Consider the following 14,223-nt stretch of genomic DNA (forward strand, 5'->3'; position numbering starts at 1 on the left):
AGGGGACGTACCGGGGCGTTCACCCGCGAGTGCGCCGGGAAGGGTTACCAGGGGTTAGGACGGTGATCCTAAGTGGCTCAAGTGATGGGTCTGTGCGGGTTCGTTGATGGTCCGGAGCCGGGACTGTGCAACCTCGACCGCAAAATGAGGCTTTGTCAACTGTCGACTTCTACGGCCGCTCGAGAATCGCCGTGACGCCCTGGCCGCCCGCCGCGCACACCGAGATCAGCCCGCGGCCCGGGCCCTCCCGCTCGGCCAGCAGCTTGGCGAGCGTGGCCACGATCCGTGCGCCGGTCGCCGCGAAGGGGTGCCCGGTGGCGAGGGAGGACCCGGTGACGTTGAGCCGGTCCCGGTCCACCGGGGCCAGGCCCCGCTTCTCCCAGGCGGCGAGGGTCGCGAGGACCTGGGAGGCGAAGGCCTCGTGGATCTCCACCAGGTCGAAGTCCTCCATGCCGAGCCCGGCCCGCTCCAGCATCCGGGGGACGGCGTGGGCGGGGGCCATGAGCAGCCCGTCCTCCCCCTGTGCGACATCGCCGCGCACGAAGTCCACGGCCGCCGTCTCGTACGCGGTGAGGTACGCCAGCACTTCAAGGCCGCGCGCCTCGGCCCACTCCTCCGAGGCCAGCAGGACGACCGCGGCGCCGTCCGTCAGCGGGGTCGAGTTCCCGGCCGTCATGGTGGGATCGGGGTCCTTGAGGCCGAACACCGGCTTGAGTGCGGCGAGTTTGCCGGCCGTCGAACCGGGGCGCAGGTTCTGGTCGCGGGCCAGGCCCCGGAAGGGGACCACCAGCTCCCGGAAGAAATCCCGCTCGTAGGCCGCCGCCAGCCGCTGGTGACTCGTCGCCGCCAGCTCGTCCTGGGCCTCCCGGGTCACGCCCCACACGCGGGCGGTGACGGCGGCGTGCTCCCCCATCGACAGACCGGTGCGGGGTTCGGCGTTGCGCGGGATGTCGGGCACGAGATGGGCCGGACGGATGCGCGCGAGCGCCTTGAGGCGCCCGCCGGCCGACTTCGCGCGCCGGGCCTCCAGCAGGATGCGGCGCAGGTCGTCGTTGACGCCGAGGGGCGCGTCGCTCGCGGTGTCCGCGCCGCCCGCGATCGCGGACTCCGTCTGGCCGAGTGCGATCTTGTTGGCGGCGGCGATGACCGCCTGGAGACCGGTCCCGCAGGCCTGCTGGATGTCGTACGCCGGGGTGCGCGGGTCCAGCTTCGAACCGAGTACCGTCTCGCGGGCGAGGTTGAAGTCGCGCACGTGCTTGAGGACGGCACCGGCGACGAACTCCCCCACGGCGCCCGGCTCCTGGAGCCCGGTGCGCTCCACGAGGGCGTCGAGGGCGGCGGTGAGCATGTCCTGGTTCGAGGCGGTGGCGTACGGGCCGTCCGAGCGGGCGAAGGGGACACGGCTGCCGGCGACGATCGCCACGCGCCGGGCGACCGGCGGCTTCAGGGGGCTCATCTCCACCAGCTCCTCACCACGAACATCGACTTACCTACGGTAACCTTACTCCAGAGTAAGGAATCTGCGACCGACCCTGGAGATGGACATGGCCGACCGCTATCTGAGCTTCACCGGTACCGCGCCGGGTCGGTTCCTCACCCGCCGCCTCGGGCTTCCGCAGCCGGCGGCGCTGCGGCGCTGGTCACCGGAGTCCCCGGAGTTCAAGGGCGGGGTGCTGCACCTCACGGCGGGCAAGTCGGAGCTGTCCGGACCGGCGTTCCCGGAGTTCCCCTCCCCGTCGGACGCGCCCGCCGCGGTCCTCCTCGACGCCACCGGCGTGCGGGACGTCGAGGGGCTCGCCGAGGTGCACGCGGCCCTGCATCCGGTCGTGCGCTCGGTCGCCGCGAGCGGCCGGGTCGTCGTCCTGGGGGCGCCGCTCTCTTCGGGGGATCATCACCAGGCCTCCGCCCAGCAGGCGTTGGAGGGGTTCACCCGCTCGCTCGGCAAGGAGATCGGCCGGGGCAGAACGGTCAACCTCGTCCGGCTGACCGACGCGTCCGCGGCCGAGTCGACCCTGCGCTTCCTGCTCTCCCCCAGGTCGGCGTACGTCAGCGGTCAGGTGATCGAGGTCGGGCAGCCGCAGGAGGCCGACGTCGACTGGTCTCGCCCCCTCGCCGGACGGACGGCCCTGGTGACCGGCGGAGCGCGGGGCATCGGCGCGGCGGTCGCCGAGACCCTGGCGAGGGACGGGGCGCGGGTCGTCGTCCTCGATGTGCCGGGGGCGTCGGCGGATGCCGAGCGGCTGGCCGAGCGGCTCGGGGGCAGTGCCCTCGCGCTGGACATCACGGCCCCGGACGCGGGCGCGCGGATCGCCGAGGCGCTGCCCGACGGGCTGGACATGCTGGTCCACAACGCCGGCATCACCCGGGACCGGCGGCTGGCCAACATGCCCGGTGAGCGCTGGAGTTCGGTGCTCGACGTGAACCTGGCGAGCGTGCTGCGCACCACGGACGCGCTGCTGGAGGCGGGCACCCTGCGGCGGGGCGGCCGGATCGTCGCCACCGCGTCCATCGCCGGGCTCGCCGGGAACGCCGGGCAGACGAACTACGGCGCGAGCAAGGCCGGTGTCGTCGGCCTGGTGCGCTCCCTGGCACCCCGGGCGGCGGCCGAGCACGGGGTGACGGTGAACGCGGTCGCCCCGGGGTTCATCGAGACGAAGATGACGGCGGCGATCCCGCTGCTCATCCGGGAGGCGGGACGGCGGATGAACTCCCTCGGACAGGGCGGACTGCCCGTCGACGTGGCCGAGACGACGGCCTGGCTGGCCCATCCGGCCTCCGGCGCGGTGAACGGACAGGTCGTACGGGTGTGCGGTCAGAGCCTGTTGGGGGCGTAGTGGCGACGTACTCGGACGACACGCAGGCGGAGGGATCGTACGGAGAGGGCGGAGGGGCCGAGGGGGCCTACGGGAAGGACGGACGGGCCGAGGGCCCGGACGGTCCCGGCGCACGTCCGTCCACCGTCCTGGACCGGTCCCCCTCCCTCCTCCCCCGCCTCGCCCTGGGCGCACTGCGCTCCCCCTTCAAACGGCCCTCGGCCACCGCGGACTTCCCCCGGACCCGTCTCGTGCTGCCCGGTCTGCGGATCGACCTCGCGCGGCTCGCCGCCTACGAGCGGGTGTGCGGGTTCGCGACCGGGGAGGACGCGCTGCCGGTGACGTATCCGCATGTGCTGGGCTTTCCCCTGGCCATGCGTTTGATGAGCGGGCGGGACTTCCCGCTGCCGCTGCTCGGCCTTGTGCACACCTCGATCGAGATCACCCGGTACCGGGAGCTGACCGCGTCGGGCGAGTACGAACTCACCGTGTACGTCGACGGGTTGGCGCCGCACCGACGCGGCACGGAGGTCGCGGTCGTCACCGAGCTGCGGGTGGGCGCGGAGGCCGTCTGGGAGTCGGTGAGCACGTACCTTGCGCGGCACCGCACGAAGGACGCAGGCGGGGAGCGGGAGCGGGAGTCGCACGGACCGCTGCCCGGGGTGGCCGAGTGGCGGCTGGCCGGGGACATCGGACGGCGTTACGCCGCCGCGTCCGGCGACCGCAACCCGATCCACCTGTACCCGCTCACGGCCCGCCTCTTCGGCTTCCCGAGGGCGATCGCGCACGGCATGTGGACGGCGGCCCGCTGCCTGGCGGCGCACGGCACACCTCAAGCGGTGCTGGTGCGGGCCGAGTTCAGGGCGCCGGTGCTGCTGCCGGGGACGGTGACCTACGCGGCGGACGGGGAGCGGTTCGAGCTGTGCGGCGGGGACCGCGTGCACGTGAGCGGGGGCGTGTACCCGCTCACCGGGGCCGCCGCGGACGGCGCGGTCAGCTGACCTGGAGCGGGGCGCTGCCGGAAGGCGTGTCCTGGAGGGTCCACGGCCGGCCCTCCATCATGTTCCCGAGCCCGGCCCACGCGAAGTTCATCAGGGTCGCCGCGGACTGCCTCGCCGTCACGCCCGCGGTCGCGTTGGCCCAGGCGGCGAGCGACTCGGCGGCTCCGACGAGCGCCTCGGCGAGGCCGGCGACCTCGCGCTCGGGCAGGTCCGGGTCGCGGTGGGCCTCGCGGGCCGCGACCACGATCAGATGGGTCACGAACTCCACGATCTCCTCGCGCATCGCGGTGACCTCGGCGGCGAACGCCTCACCGTGGATACGGGCCTGCAGATGCAGCACCGACCAGCCGTGCGGGTGCTGCGAGGTGTGGGTGAAGAAGGCCAACAGACCGTCCCACAACTGCCGGTCGGCGGGCAGCTCGGTCCGCACCCCCGTCCGCACGGCCTCGGTGAGCGCGGCCGCCTCCCGGCGGATGCACGCGGTGAAGAGGTCTTCCTTCGAGTTCAGGTACAGATAGACCAACGGCTTGGACACACCGGCGAGTTCGGCGATCTCGTCCATCGAGGCGGCCATGTACCCACGCTGCCCGAAGATCTCCACTGCGGCGTCCAGCATCTGCTGCTCCCGCACGGCACGCGGCATGCGCTTGCTCTTCACGACACCCATGCCCAAAGCCTACGGTCACGCGGGCACGGCAGCGGGGGCGTTGGGCTCAGGAGGTCTGCGGGGTCTGTCCCTGGGAGGGGGCGGCCTGGTCGGCGGCCTCGTCCTCCTGGCTGCGGTTGGCCTCCAGGTTGGCCTTCATCCGGTCGACCCGCTGGACGACCTGGGCGGAGGCGCGGTCGCGCTCCTTGCGCAGCACGACGAAGCTGATGGGGGCCGAGAGCAGCAGGGAGAGCAGGACGATCCACATGCCGTTGGAGTCGCCGAGGCCGCGCGGGGCGAGGCCGGAGTAGACGAGGCCCCAGACGACCACGAGGCAGCCCACGAGGATTCCGAGGCGCATCAGCGTGTAGCGGAGCATGTCAATCCACTCTTCCGTTTCGAACGGTTTTGAACCCCACAAAGGGGCACCGTCCAGTGAAGCACGCCGGGCACCCGATCTTCGACGGGGGTCAGCAGAGCGGCAGCAGCATGATCACGTCGTCGCGGTCGTCGCCCGGTGCGACGCGGATCGCGCCGGGGATCCGGCCGACCTCCTTGTAGCCGCAGGAGCCGTAGAAGCGCTCCAGGCCGAGGCCGCCCCGGCAGGTGAGCCGTATCGCCTCGATGCCGTCGATCCCGCGGGCCGCGTCCGCGGCGGCGCCCAGCAGGTCACGGCCGTAGCCCTTGCCCTGGTGCCGCGGGTGCACCATCACGGTGTACAGCCACAGCCAGTGGGTCATCAGCCGGTGCGTGTTGAAGGCGAGGAACACGGCGGCGGCCACCCGGCCGTCGGCATCCTGTCCGACGAGCAGCCGGGAGCGTCCGTCCGCCATCGCCGCGAAGTGCTTCACCAGCTCGGGGCGTATGGTCTCGCGCTCCACGGGCGCGACGAAACCGACGGCACCGCCCGCGTTGCTGACGTCCGTCCACAGATCGAGGATGCCGTCCCGGAGAGCGGGAGTGACGGCCAGGTCGAGAGTAAACGTAAGGGACACAGCAGCATCGTAAGCCTTACGCCAATGCGCGCGCCGCGACCTCCAGGTCCGCCACCAGGCCCCGGTACGCGGCCTCCCTGTCGTCGGCCCGCAGGACGGCCGAGGGATGCACGGTCGGCACCAGCCGCTCGGGCCTGCCGTGGATCTCCTCCTCCAGCACGGTCCCCCGCACCTGCGTGACCCGGAACGACGCCCCGAGGAGGGCCTTGCCCGCGGTGGCGCCGAGGACGACGATCAGCTCCGGTTCGACGAGCTCCAGCTCCCTGGCGAGCCAGGGCCCGCAGGCCGTCATCTCCCGCAGGGTGGGCGCCTTGTGGATACGGCGTTTGCGCGGCTCGGCCTGCGTGAACTTGAAGTGCTTCACGGCGTTGGTGACGTACGCCTCCGCCGGATCGACACCGGCTTCCGCGAGAGCCCGGTCGAGCAGCTTGCCCGCGGGCCCGACGAACGGCTTCCCCAGCCGGTCCTCCTGATCACCGGGCTGCTCCCCCACGAGCATCACGCGCGCGTGGGGGTCGCCGGTGCCGAACACGGTCTGGGTCGCGTCCCGGTGCAGCGGACAGCCACGGCAGCCGGCTGCGGCCTTGCGCAGGGCGGGGAGCCCGCCGCGGGACGGCACAAACGGTTCCGCGCTGTAGGCATCCTCGGGCGCCTTGTCAGCCATACGATCCGAGTACCCACCCCAGGGGCGCGGGACCCGGACATCTGCGGCTCCGCCGCGTGGGCGCGACCAGCCCCCACGCACCCGCAGTCGAAAATCAAACCCGCATCGGCTGAGGAGACTCCCGACGCCCCGCGTCCGGCCCGTCGTACTCCCGGATGATCTCGTACCGGGTGTTCCGCTCCACCGGCCGGAACCCCGCGTCTCGAATGAGATCCAGCAGATCCTCACGCGTCAGCTTGTTCGGCGTGCCGTAGTTGTCGGCGTCGTGGGTGATCTTGTACTCCACCACCGAGCCGTCCATGTCGTCCGCGCCGTGCTGGAGGGCCAGCTGGGCGGTCTGGACGCCGTGCATGACCCAGAAGACCTTGACGTGGGGGACGTTGTCGAAGAGGAGGCGGGAGACCGCGAAGGTCTTCAGGGCCTCCGCGCCGGTCGCCATCTGCGTCCGCGCCTGGAGGCGGTTCCTGACCTTGCCGTCCTTCACGTCCACGAAGTCGTGCTGGTAGCGCAGCGGGATGAAGACCTGGAAGCCGCCGGTCTCGTCCTGGAGCTCGCGCAGCCGCAGGACGTGGTCGACGCGGTGCCTCGGCTCCTCGATGTGGCCGTACAGCATGGTGCTCGGGGTCTTCAGACCCTTCTCGTGCGCCAGGCGGTGGATCCGGGACCAGTCCTCCCAGTGGGTCCGGTGGTCCACGATGTGCTGGCGGACCTCCCAGTCGAAGATCTCCGCGCCACCGCCGGTGAGGGACTCCAGACCCGCGTCGATCAGCTCGTCGAGGATCTCGGAGGCCGACAGACCCGAGATCGTCTCGAAGTGGTGGATCTCCGTCGCGGTGAACGCCTTCAGCGAGACGTCCGGGAGGGCCGCCTTGAGCTCCCGCAGCGAGCGCGGGTAGTAGCGCCAGGGCAGGTTCGGGTGCAGGCCGTTGACGATGTGCAGCTCGGTGAGGTTCTCGCCCTCCATCGCCTTGGCGAGCTTCACCGCCTCCTCGATGCGCATCGTGTAGGCGTCCTTCTCCCCCGGCTTGCGCTGGAAGGAGCAGTAGGCGCAGGACGCCGTGCACACGTTGGTCATGTTGAGGTGGCGGTTCACGTTGAAATGGACCACGTCGCCGTTCTTACGGGTCCGCACCTCGTGCGCGAGGCCGCCGAGCCAGGCCAGGTCGTCCGACTCGTACAGCGCGATGCCGTCCTCGCGGGTCAGCCGTTCACCGGCCCTGACCTTGTCCTCCAGCTCGCGCTTGAGCCCGACGTCCATGGGGGTCACACCTTTCTCCGACGACTGCGACAACCGTACGTCCCCGCCTCTACGCTTCTTCGGGCAGCTCTCCGACCCGGTTCTCCCACTTCGTGGACAGCACGATCGTGGTACGGGTCCTGGAGACCCCCTCGGTCCCGGACAGCCGCCGGATGATCTTCTCCAGGCCGTCCACGTCGGACGCCCGGACCTTCAGCATGTACGAGTCGTCGCCCGCGATGAACCAGCAGTCCTCGATCTCGGTGAGGGCCCTGAGCCGGCGTGCCACGTCCTCGTGGTCGACCGCGTCGGACAGCGAGATACCGATCAGCGCGGTGACGCCGAGGCCGAGCGAGGCGGAGTCGACGGTGGCGCGGTAACCGGTGATGACACCGGCCGCCTCCAGCCGGTTGATGCGGTCGGTGACACTGGGTCCCGACAGACCGACGAGGCGCCCCAGCTCCGCGTAGGAGGCCCGGCCGTTCTCCCTCAGGGCCTGGATGAGCTGCCTGTCCACCGCGTCCATGGGATCGAAGCCTTCCGCTGAAAAATGCCTGAAGTGATGAGAGGTACTGCCACTGCTTGCCCTGCTGACCCACGTGCCTTACCGACCCGGCGCGCCGCCGCCCAGTTCGCCCTGCCAGCGCCGGTACAGGTCGTGCCCGACACCCGCCGCGTCCAGCACCCGCCCGGCGACGAAGTCCACCAGGTCCTGGATGTGGGTGGCGCCCGCGTAGAAGCCCGGCGAGGCCGGGACCACGCTCGCGCCGGCGTCGTCGAGCGCGACGAGGTGCCGCAGGGTCTGGCCGTTCAAGGGGGTCTCCCTCACGGCCACGACCAGCGGCCTGCGCTCCTTCAAGGTCACGCTCGCGGCCCGCTGGAGCAGGTCCTTGGAAAGGCCGAGGGCGACTCCGGCGACGCAGGCGGTGGAGGCGGGGACGATCAGCATCCCCTTGCTCGGGTACGACCCCGAGGACGGCCCCGCGGCCAGGTCCCCGGCGGGCCAGTACCGCACGGCGTCGGTGTCGACGTCGAAGGTCGCGGGCTTGCCGTCGGCCCCGCGGGCCAGCCATTCCCGCAGGTCCTCGCGCCAGTGCGCGTCCCGGAAGGAGATCCCCGTCTCGTCGAGCAGGGTGAGCCGCGAGGCACGGGAGACCACCAGGTCGACGCTTTCACCGGCGGCGAGCAGCGCGCGCAGCACGGACGCGGCATACGGGGTGCCGGAGGCGCCGGACACCCCTACGATCCAAGGCGTACGCCGCGTCTCTCCTGGCTTGACTGGGTTCACACCCCCGAGCCTATCCGGCGTCACAGGGTGGGAACCGGCCAAGGGGGTCGGGCGTTCCTCTGAAGGGGAGGGGGTTGCCATGACGGACAGGGAACTCGAGTGGTCGCGCGGTGATCGCGCGAAGGCGGCGGCCAAGCTGATGGTGGGCTGGGTCGCGCTGCTGTGGCTGCTGGAGGTGGTGGACGTGGCGAGCGGCCACGCCCTGGACGGCCTCGGCATCACGCCCCGCACCCCGTCCGAGCTGGTCGACGTCGTACCGGCCGCGTTCATCCACTTCGGCTTCGCCCACGTGGCCGCGAACAGCGTCCCGCTGCTGGTCATGGGCTTCCTGGCGGCGCTGGCCGGCATCCGCCGATTCCTCGCCGTCTGCGCCCTGATCATCGTGGCCGACGGCCTGGGCGTGTGGCTCATAGCCCCGGCCCACACCAACACGGCGGGCGCGTCGGGCCTGATCTTCGGCCTGTTCGGCTACCTGGTGGTGAGCGGGGTGGTGGAGCGCCGCCCGCTGGGCGTACTGGCGGGGGTCCTGGTCGGTGCGGTCTGGGGCAGCTCGATCGTGATGGGCCTGGCGCCGACCCAGACCGGGGTCAGCTGGCAGGCCCACCTGCTGGGCCTGCTGGCGGGAGTGGCAACGGCATTCGCCTTCAAACGCCGAGCACCTGTACCCACCTAGGGGCGCGGGGAACTGCGCGACAAGCCCCCACCGGCCCGCAGCCCGCAACGAACCTGCGGACCCGGGCTCAGACCGTCAACCCCCGCACCAGCAGATCCAGCAGCGCACACACGAACAGCGCGATCCCGATGAACCCGTTCACGCTGAAGAACGCCCGGTTCAGCCGGGAAAGATCATGCGGCCGCACGATCGAGTGCTCGTACACGAACGCGCCCGCGACGATCATCAGTCCCACCCAGAAGAACCCACCGGCCTCCGTGGCGACGGCGTACCAGACGAGCAGGGACATCGTCAGGAAGTGGCAGACCCGGGCGCCCCACACCGCCGCGGGGATGCCGAACCGCGCCGGTACCGACATGACGCCGATCTCCCGGTCCGTCTCCACGTCCTGGCAGGCGTAGATCAGGTCGAACCCGCCGATCCAGATGCCGACCGCGAGGCCGAGGATGACCGCGTCCCAGGACCACTCCCCGGTGATCGCGAGCCAGCCGCCCACCGGACCCATCGCCTGGGCGAGACCGAGGATGGCCTGGGGGAAGTTCGTGAACCGCTTCCCGTACGGGTAGACCACCATCGGGATCACCGCGACGGGAGCCAGCGCCAGGCACAGCGGGTTCAGCAGCGCCGCCGAGCCGAGGAAGACCACGACCGCGACCAGTGCCCCGGTCCAGGCGTGCTTGACCGACATCGCCCCGGTGACCAGCTCGCGCTGCGCCGTCCGGGGGTTCCGTGCGTCGATCTCCCGGTCGATGATCCGGTTGACCGCCATCGCGAAGGTGCGCAGGCCGACCATGCAGATCGTCACCAGGAGCAGCCGCCCCCAGTGGATGTTCTTGTCCCACTCGTACATCGCGGTCAGCGCGGCGATGTACGCGAAGGGCAGCGCGAAGACCGAGTGCTCGATCATCACGAGGCGCAGGAAGCCCTTCACCTTCCCGGTCGGCTGCGGCGCCGGGCCCGGGCCCACGACCCCGTCGGCGGTGGTCATCATGCGAGGCTCCCGAGGAAGGCGTCGAGGTCGGTCAGGAGTGCGGCGGCGGGCAGCGGACCGGTCTCCACGGTCACCGGTGTCCCGGCGTCGTCGGGCGGGGTGACGTGCGCCGTGAAGGCGTATCCGTCCGGGCCTGCCGGAGAGGCGTCCAGTCGCAGCGCCGCTCCGCCGTCGACCGTGAACGGACCGTCCGCCGCGGCGAGTCCCGCGCGCAGCCGCTCCGCGAAGTCGGCGGGTTCCGCGTCGCGCACCCCGGGCAGCTCGAAGCCGTCGCCTTCGCCGCCGTGCTCGAAGAGGACCGCCCAGGTGTCACCGGGGCCGGCGAGTTCCTCCGGGGTGACGCCCGCCTGTTCGGCGGCCTGCCGGACGCCCGGGTCGGACGGGTCCAGCGCGGGCCGCACGAGCGCCACGTAGTCGGTGTCGGTGCCGATGAACAGGGCCGGGCCGCCCGCGGCGATGGGGCTCACAGTCCGTACTCCTTCCACCGGCGGTCGACCTTCGCCGCCGTCTCCGGGTCGGACAGCACCATCTCGGGCCAGCCGCCGTCCCGCGTGTAGCCCTCCTCGGGCCACTTCCTCGTCGCGTCGATGCCCGCCTTGCCGCCCCAGAACTGCTGGTAGGAGGCGTGGTCGAGGTGGTCGACCGGTCCCTCGACGACCGAGAGGTCACGGGCGTAGTCCGTGTTGCCCAGCGCCCGCCAGGCGACCTCGTGCAGGTCGTGCACGTCGCAGTCCGCGTCGACGACCACGATCAGTTTGGTCAGGGACATCATGTGTGCCCCCCAGACCGCGTGCATCACCTTCTGCGCGTGCTTCGGGTACTTCTTGTCGATCGAGACGATCGCGCAGTTGTGGAAGCCGCCCGCCTCGGGCAGGTGGTAGTCCACGATGTCCGGGACGATGATCTTCAGCAGGGGGAGGAAGAAGCGTTCCGTCGCGCGGCCCAGCGGTCCGTCCTCGGTCGGGGGGCGGCCCACCACGATCGACTGGAGCAGCGGCCGCTTCCGCATCGTCACGCAGTCGATCGTCAGCGCCGGGAACGGCTCCTGCGGGGTGTAGAACCCGGTGTGGTCCCCGAAGGGCCCCTCCGGCAGCATCTCGCCCGGTTCCAGCCAGCCCTCGATGACCACCTCGGCCTGCGCCGGGACCTGGAGCGGGACCGTCTTGCAGTCCACCATCTCGATCCGCTTGCCCGCGATGAACCCGGCGAAGAGGTACTCGTCGATGTCGCCGGGGAGGGGGGCCGTGGAGGCGTAGGTGACGGCGGGCGGGCAGCCGAAGGCGATCGCGACCGGGAGGCGCTCACCGCGCCGGGCGGCGACCTGGTAGTGGTTGCGGCTGTCCTTGTGGATCTGCCAGTGCATGCCGATCGTGCGCTTGTCGTGGCGCTGGAGGCGGTACAGACCGAGGTTGCGGATCCCGGACTCCGGGTCCTTGGTGTGGGTGAGCCCCAGGTTGAAGAAGGACCCGCCGTCCTGCGGCCAGGTGAACAGGGCCGGGAGTCGGTCCAGATCGACGTCGTCGCCGGTGAGGACGACCTCCTGGACCGGGGCGTCCCCGGACTTCACCTTCTTCGGCGGGACGTGCGTCATCGAGCCGAGCTTCCCGAAGGCCTCGCGCACCCCCACGAAGCCCTGCGGCAGCTCGGGACGCAGCAGGCCGCCGATCTTGTCGGAGATGTCGCCGTACGACTTCAGGCCCAGGGCCTTCAGCAGCCGCCGGTCGGTCCCGAAGACGTTCATCGCGAGCGGCATGGCCGACCCGCGGACGTTCTCGAAGAGCAGCGCGGGGCCGCCCGCCTTCTGCACCCGGTCGACGATCTCCCCGACCTCCAGATATGGGTCGACCTCGGCCTTGATCCGCTTGAGGTCTCCCTCGCGTTCCAGTGCCCTGAGCAGGGAGCGAAGATCGTCGTAAGCCATGGGGTCAAGTATCCCCGAGCCGCTACCCTGACCCCGTCAGGGGCCCGCCACAGGCTCCACACCACGTTCCCTGGGGGGCCACAAGACATGTTCCGGCTGCTGATGTACCTGATCCCGCTGGCACTGACGATCTACGCGTTCATCGACTGCCTCAACACCCCCGAGGACGAGGCGAAGCACCTTCCCAAGATCGCCTGGGTCTTCATCATCCTGCTGTTCTGGATCGTCGGCCCGATCGCCTGGCTCGCCGCGGGCAAGCTGCGCACCCCGCCGGCGAACGGCCGCACCCCCTCCGAGTGGCACCGCAACCACCGCATGGAGTACGTCGCCCCCGACGACAACCCGGAGTTCCTGAACTCCCTCAAGGCGGAGCACAAGAGGGACGAGGCGCTCCTCAAGGACTGGGAGGCCGACCTGCGCCGCCGCGAGGAGGAGCTCAAGCGCCGGGAGCAGGGCGAGGACCCCAAGGCAGGCTGACAAGCTGTACGTCGTAGAGCCCCCCGAAGCGGACATCGCGCCCCTGGGCGGAAGCGGGCGGGGGCCGGACACTTACCTCGCATGACGACAGCTCCCGCCGACTCCGCCGGCACCCTCGCTCCCGCATACGGTGACAAGGTCATCGCCGTCGAGGCGACGGGCTCGGAACCCGTCCCCGACGCCGAACGCCACGGCGGCCCGCTCCAGTTGCTGTGGACCTGGGCCTCCCCCAACATCGAGTTCGCGACCGTCTTCATCGGGGTGATCGCGGTCCTCTTCTTCGGCCTGAGCTTCTGGCAGGCCACGGCCGCCATCGTGCTCGGCACCGCTCTCGGGGCGATCACCCAGGGCGTCCTGTCCCTGGACGGGCCCCGGTTCGGGGTGCCGCAGATGGTGATCGGCCGTCTCTCCTTCGGCCACCGCGGCAACATCCTGCCCGCCGCGGCCAACGGCCTGGTGGCGGGCGTCGGCTGGTTCGCGGTGAACAGCGTCAGCGCGGCCTTCGCGCTCAACACCCTGACCGGGCTGCGCCCGCTGCCGTCGCTCCTCCTCGTGGTGGCCGCCGAGATCCTGATCGGCTTCATCGGCCACAACTTCGTCCACGCCTTCGAGAAGTACGCCTTCCCCGCCCTCGCGGTGATCTTCCTGCTGGCCGGGGTGTGGACCTTCAAGGACGCCGATCTCGGCGGGGGCGGCACCGGCGGCGGCATCGGCGGCTTCCTGCTCGCGTTCAGCGCGGCCTGGGGCTACGCGGCGGGCTGGAACCCGTACGCCTCGGACTACTCGCGCTATCTCCCCCGTACGGCGAACAAGGCCAGGACGGTCCTCTACCCGGCGCTCGGCCTGTTCCTGTCGGTCACCGTGGTGGCCGTGACCGGCGCGGCCTCGGCGACCATCCTGGCCCCGAAGGACGCGACCCCGACGGCGGCCTTCACCGGCCATCTCCCGGGCTGGCTGGGCGACCTGGTGCTGATCGCGATCATCCTGGGCGCGGTCTCGGCCAACGCCCTCAACGTGTACTCCGGCGCGATCTCGATCGCCTCCTTCGGCCTGGACCTCCCGGCCTGGCTGAGCCGGAGCGTGCTGGTCGTGGTGTCCGGGGTCGCCGGTACGGCGGCGGCGTGGGCCTCGCTCTCCGACGCGGGGGCGGCCTACGAGGCGTTCCTACTGGTGATCGCGTACTGGGTGGCGCCCTGGCTGGGCGTGGTCCTGGTGGAGCGGTGGCTGCGGGCCCGGGTGCCGCAGGAGCAGTCGGCGGCCCGCCTGACCGACCGCTCCTTCACCAACTGGCCGGGGCTCGCCGCCCTGTTGATCGGCGTGGCGGTCTCCGTGCCGCTGTTCTCCAACCAGGAGGACTACGTCGGCTACGTACCGGAGCACTGGCCGTCGTTCGGGGACATCACCCCCGTGGTCGGCTTCGCGCTGAGCGCGCTGCTGTACGCGGCGCTGCGGAGGCGGTCGCCGGGGCGCTGAGGGTTCTTCAGCCCCTGCGTGTCCGGGTCACGGACCGCCGATGG

The 14,223-nt window shown here is 71.1% G+C and carries 16 protein-coding genes; 5 read left to right on the plus strand and 11 right to left on the minus strand.

All coding sequences use genetic code 11. The features are described 5' to 3' along the window. Window positions 1-169 precede the first annotated feature (169 nt). The gene (locus H293_RS0125205) at window positions 170-1,456 is read right to left on the minus strand and encodes an acetyl-CoA C-acetyltransferase (protein WP_020120618.1); all 1,287 of its coding nucleotides are present in this window, start codon (window positions 1,454-1,456) and stop codon (window positions 170-172) included. 88 nt (window positions 1,457-1,544) lie between these two features. Here H293_RS0125205 and H293_RS0125210 point away from each other — a divergent pair, with 88 nt between their 5' ends. Next, window positions 1,545-2,834 carry a 3-oxoacyl-ACP reductase gene (locus H293_RS0125210; protein ID WP_028808175.1) on the plus strand — a complete coding sequence of 430 codons (1,290 nt, stop codon included), beginning with the start codon at window positions 1,545-1,547 and terminating at the stop codon, window positions 2,832-2,834. Beyond that, window positions 2,834-3,814, plus strand: a complete 981-nt coding sequence (locus tag H293_RS0125215; protein WP_020120620.1) for a MaoC family dehydratase — start codon at window positions 2,834-2,836, stop codon at window positions 3,812-3,814. Before H293_RS0125210 ends, H293_RS0125215 begins: the two co-directional genes overlap by 1 nt. Here the strand turns inward: H293_RS0125215 and H293_RS0125220 are convergent. The 7 genes from H293_RS0125220 to H293_RS0125250 form a co-directional block, all read right to left on the minus strand. Beyond that, window positions 3,807-4,481 (minus strand): TetR/AcrR family transcriptional regulator, encoded by a 675-nt coding sequence (locus tag H293_RS0125220; protein ID WP_020120621.1) that lies wholly within the window; start codon window positions 4,479-4,481, stop codon window positions 3,807-3,809. The genes H293_RS0125215 and H293_RS0125220 overlap by 8 nt on opposite strands. Before the next feature lie 46 nt (window positions 4,482-4,527). After that, a complete protein-coding gene (locus tag H293_RS0125225; RefSeq protein ID WP_020120622.1) occupies window positions 4,528-4,839 on the minus strand; it encodes a DUF4229 domain-containing protein in 312 nt (103 codons plus the stop codon). 91 nt (window positions 4,840-4,930) lie between these two features. Continuing rightward, window positions 4,931-5,455, minus strand: coding sequence for a GNAT family N-acetyltransferase (locus tag H293_RS0125230; RefSeq protein WP_020120623.1), 525 nt, complete (start codon window positions 5,453-5,455; stop codon window positions 4,931-4,933). A gap of 16 nt (window positions 5,456-5,471) precedes the next feature. After that, entirely contained in the window at window positions 5,472-6,119 is a 648-nt protein-coding gene (locus H293_RS0125235; protein WP_020120624.1) for a UdgX family uracil-DNA binding protein, read from the minus strand. A 94-nt stretch (window positions 6,120-6,213) separates the two neighbouring features. After that, window positions 6,214-7,377 (minus strand): aminofutalosine synthase MqnE, encoded by a 1,164-nt coding sequence (gene mqnE, locus H293_RS0125240; protein WP_020120625.1) that lies wholly within the window; start codon window positions 7,375-7,377, stop codon window positions 6,214-6,216. 49 nt (window positions 7,378-7,426) lie between these two features. Beyond that, entirely contained in the window at window positions 7,427-7,882 is a 456-nt protein-coding gene (locus H293_RS0125245; RefSeq protein ID WP_020120626.1) for an Lrp/AsnC family transcriptional regulator, read from the minus strand. Between the two features lie 78 nt (window positions 7,883-7,960). Further along, a complete protein-coding gene (locus H293_RS0125250; RefSeq protein WP_051138155.1) occupies window positions 7,961-8,644 on the minus strand; it encodes a UbiX family flavin prenyltransferase in 684 nt (227 codons plus the stop codon). 79 nt (window positions 8,645-8,723) lie between these two features. On the opposite strand from H293_RS0125250, the gene H293_RS0125255 reads away from it, so the two are divergent. Further along, window positions 8,724-9,317: a rhomboid family intramembrane serine protease gene (locus H293_RS0125255; protein WP_020120628.1), complete on the plus strand. Its 594-nt coding sequence runs from the start codon at window positions 8,724-8,726 to the stop codon at window positions 9,315-9,317. A 67-nt stretch (window positions 9,318-9,384) separates the two neighbouring features. Here H293_RS0125255 and mqnP read toward each other — a convergent pair whose 3' ends face one another. The 3 genes from mqnP to H293_RS0125270 are packed head-to-tail and all read right to left on the minus strand — an operon-like array spanning window position 9,385 to window position 12,229. Further along, entirely contained in the window at window positions 9,385-10,308 is a 924-nt protein-coding gene (gene mqnP / locus H293_RS0125260) for a menaquinone biosynthesis prenyltransferase MqnP (RefSeq protein WP_020120629.1), read from the minus strand. After that, complete coding sequence (locus tag H293_RS0125265) at window positions 10,305-10,775, minus strand: hypothetical protein (RefSeq protein ID WP_020120630.1); 471 nt, start codon at window positions 10,773-10,775, stop codon at window positions 10,305-10,307. The genes mqnP and H293_RS0125265 overlap by 4 nt, the downstream gene beginning before the upstream one ends. Beyond that, entirely contained in the window at window positions 10,772-12,229 is a 1,458-nt protein-coding gene (locus tag H293_RS0125270) for a menaquinone biosynthesis decarboxylase (protein ID WP_020120631.1), read from the minus strand. Before H293_RS0125270 ends, H293_RS0125265 begins: the two co-directional genes overlap by 4 nt. 87 nt (window positions 12,230-12,316) lie before the next feature. Between H293_RS0125270 and H293_RS0125275 the strand changes: the two genes are divergently transcribed. Both H293_RS0125275 and H293_RS0125280 read left to right on the plus strand, forming a co-directional pair. Next, window positions 12,317-12,706: a PLD nuclease N-terminal domain-containing protein gene (locus H293_RS0125275; RefSeq protein WP_020120632.1), complete on the plus strand. Its 390-nt coding sequence runs from the start codon at window positions 12,317-12,319 to the stop codon at window positions 12,704-12,706. 81 nt (window positions 12,707-12,787) lie between these two features. Beyond that, window positions 12,788-14,179: a purine-cytosine permease family protein gene (locus H293_RS0125280; protein WP_020120633.1), complete on the plus strand. Its 1,392-nt coding sequence runs from the start codon at window positions 12,788-12,790 to the stop codon at window positions 14,177-14,179. Window positions 14,180-14,223: the final 44 nt, after the last annotated feature.

Source organism: Streptomyces canus 299MFChir4.1, assembly GCF_000383615.1.
Classification (GTDB): domain Bacteria; phylum Actinomycetota; class Actinomycetes; order Streptomycetales; family Streptomycetaceae; genus Streptomyces; species Streptomyces canus_C.

Bases quoted from the DNA above. Each gene is read 5' to 3' on its own strand.
- H293_RS0125205 (WP_020120618.1), bottom strand. From the start codon at position 1,456: ATGAGCCCCCTGAAGCCGCCGGTCGCCCGGCGCGTGGCGATCGTCGCC.
- H293_RS0125210 (WP_028808175.1), top strand. From the start codon at position 1,545: ATGGCCGACCGCTATCTGAGCTTCACCGGTACCGCGCCGGGTCGGTTC.
- H293_RS0125220 (WP_020120621.1), bottom strand. From the start codon at position 4,481: ATGGGTGTCGTGAAGAGCAAGCGCATGCCGCGTGCCGTGCGGGAGCAG.
- H293_RS0125225 (WP_020120622.1), bottom strand. From the start codon at position 4,839: ATGCTCCGCTACACGCTGATGCGCCTCGGAATCCTCGTGGGCTGCCTC.
- H293_RS0125235 (WP_020120624.1), bottom strand. From the start codon at position 6,119: ATGGCTGACAAGGCGCCCGAGGATGCCTACAGCGCGGAACCGTTTGTG.
- mqnE (WP_020120625.1), bottom strand. From the start codon at position 7,377: ATGGACGTCGGGCTCAAGCGCGAGCTGGAGGACAAGGTCAGGGCCGGT.
- H293_RS0125245 (WP_020120626.1), bottom strand. From the start codon at position 7,882: ATGGACGCGGTGGACAGGCAGCTCATCCAGGCCCTGAGGGAGAACGGC.
- H293_RS0125255 (WP_020120628.1), top strand. From the start codon at position 8,724: ATGACGGACAGGGAACTCGAGTGGTCGCGCGGTGATCGCGCGAAGGCG.
- mqnP (WP_020120629.1), bottom strand. From the start codon at position 10,308: ATGATGACCACCGCCGACGGGGTCGTGGGCCCGGGCCCGGCGCCGCAG.
- H293_RS0125270 (WP_020120631.1), bottom strand. From the start codon at position 12,229: ATGGCTTACGACGATCTTCGCTCCCTGCTCAGGGCACTGGAACGCGAG.
- H293_RS0125275 (WP_020120632.1), top strand. From the start codon at position 12,317: ATGTTCCGGCTGCTGATGTACCTGATCCCGCTGGCACTGACGATCTAC.
- H293_RS0125280 (WP_020120633.1), top strand. From the start codon at position 12,788: ATGACGACAGCTCCCGCCGACTCCGCCGGCACCCTCGCTCCCGCATAC.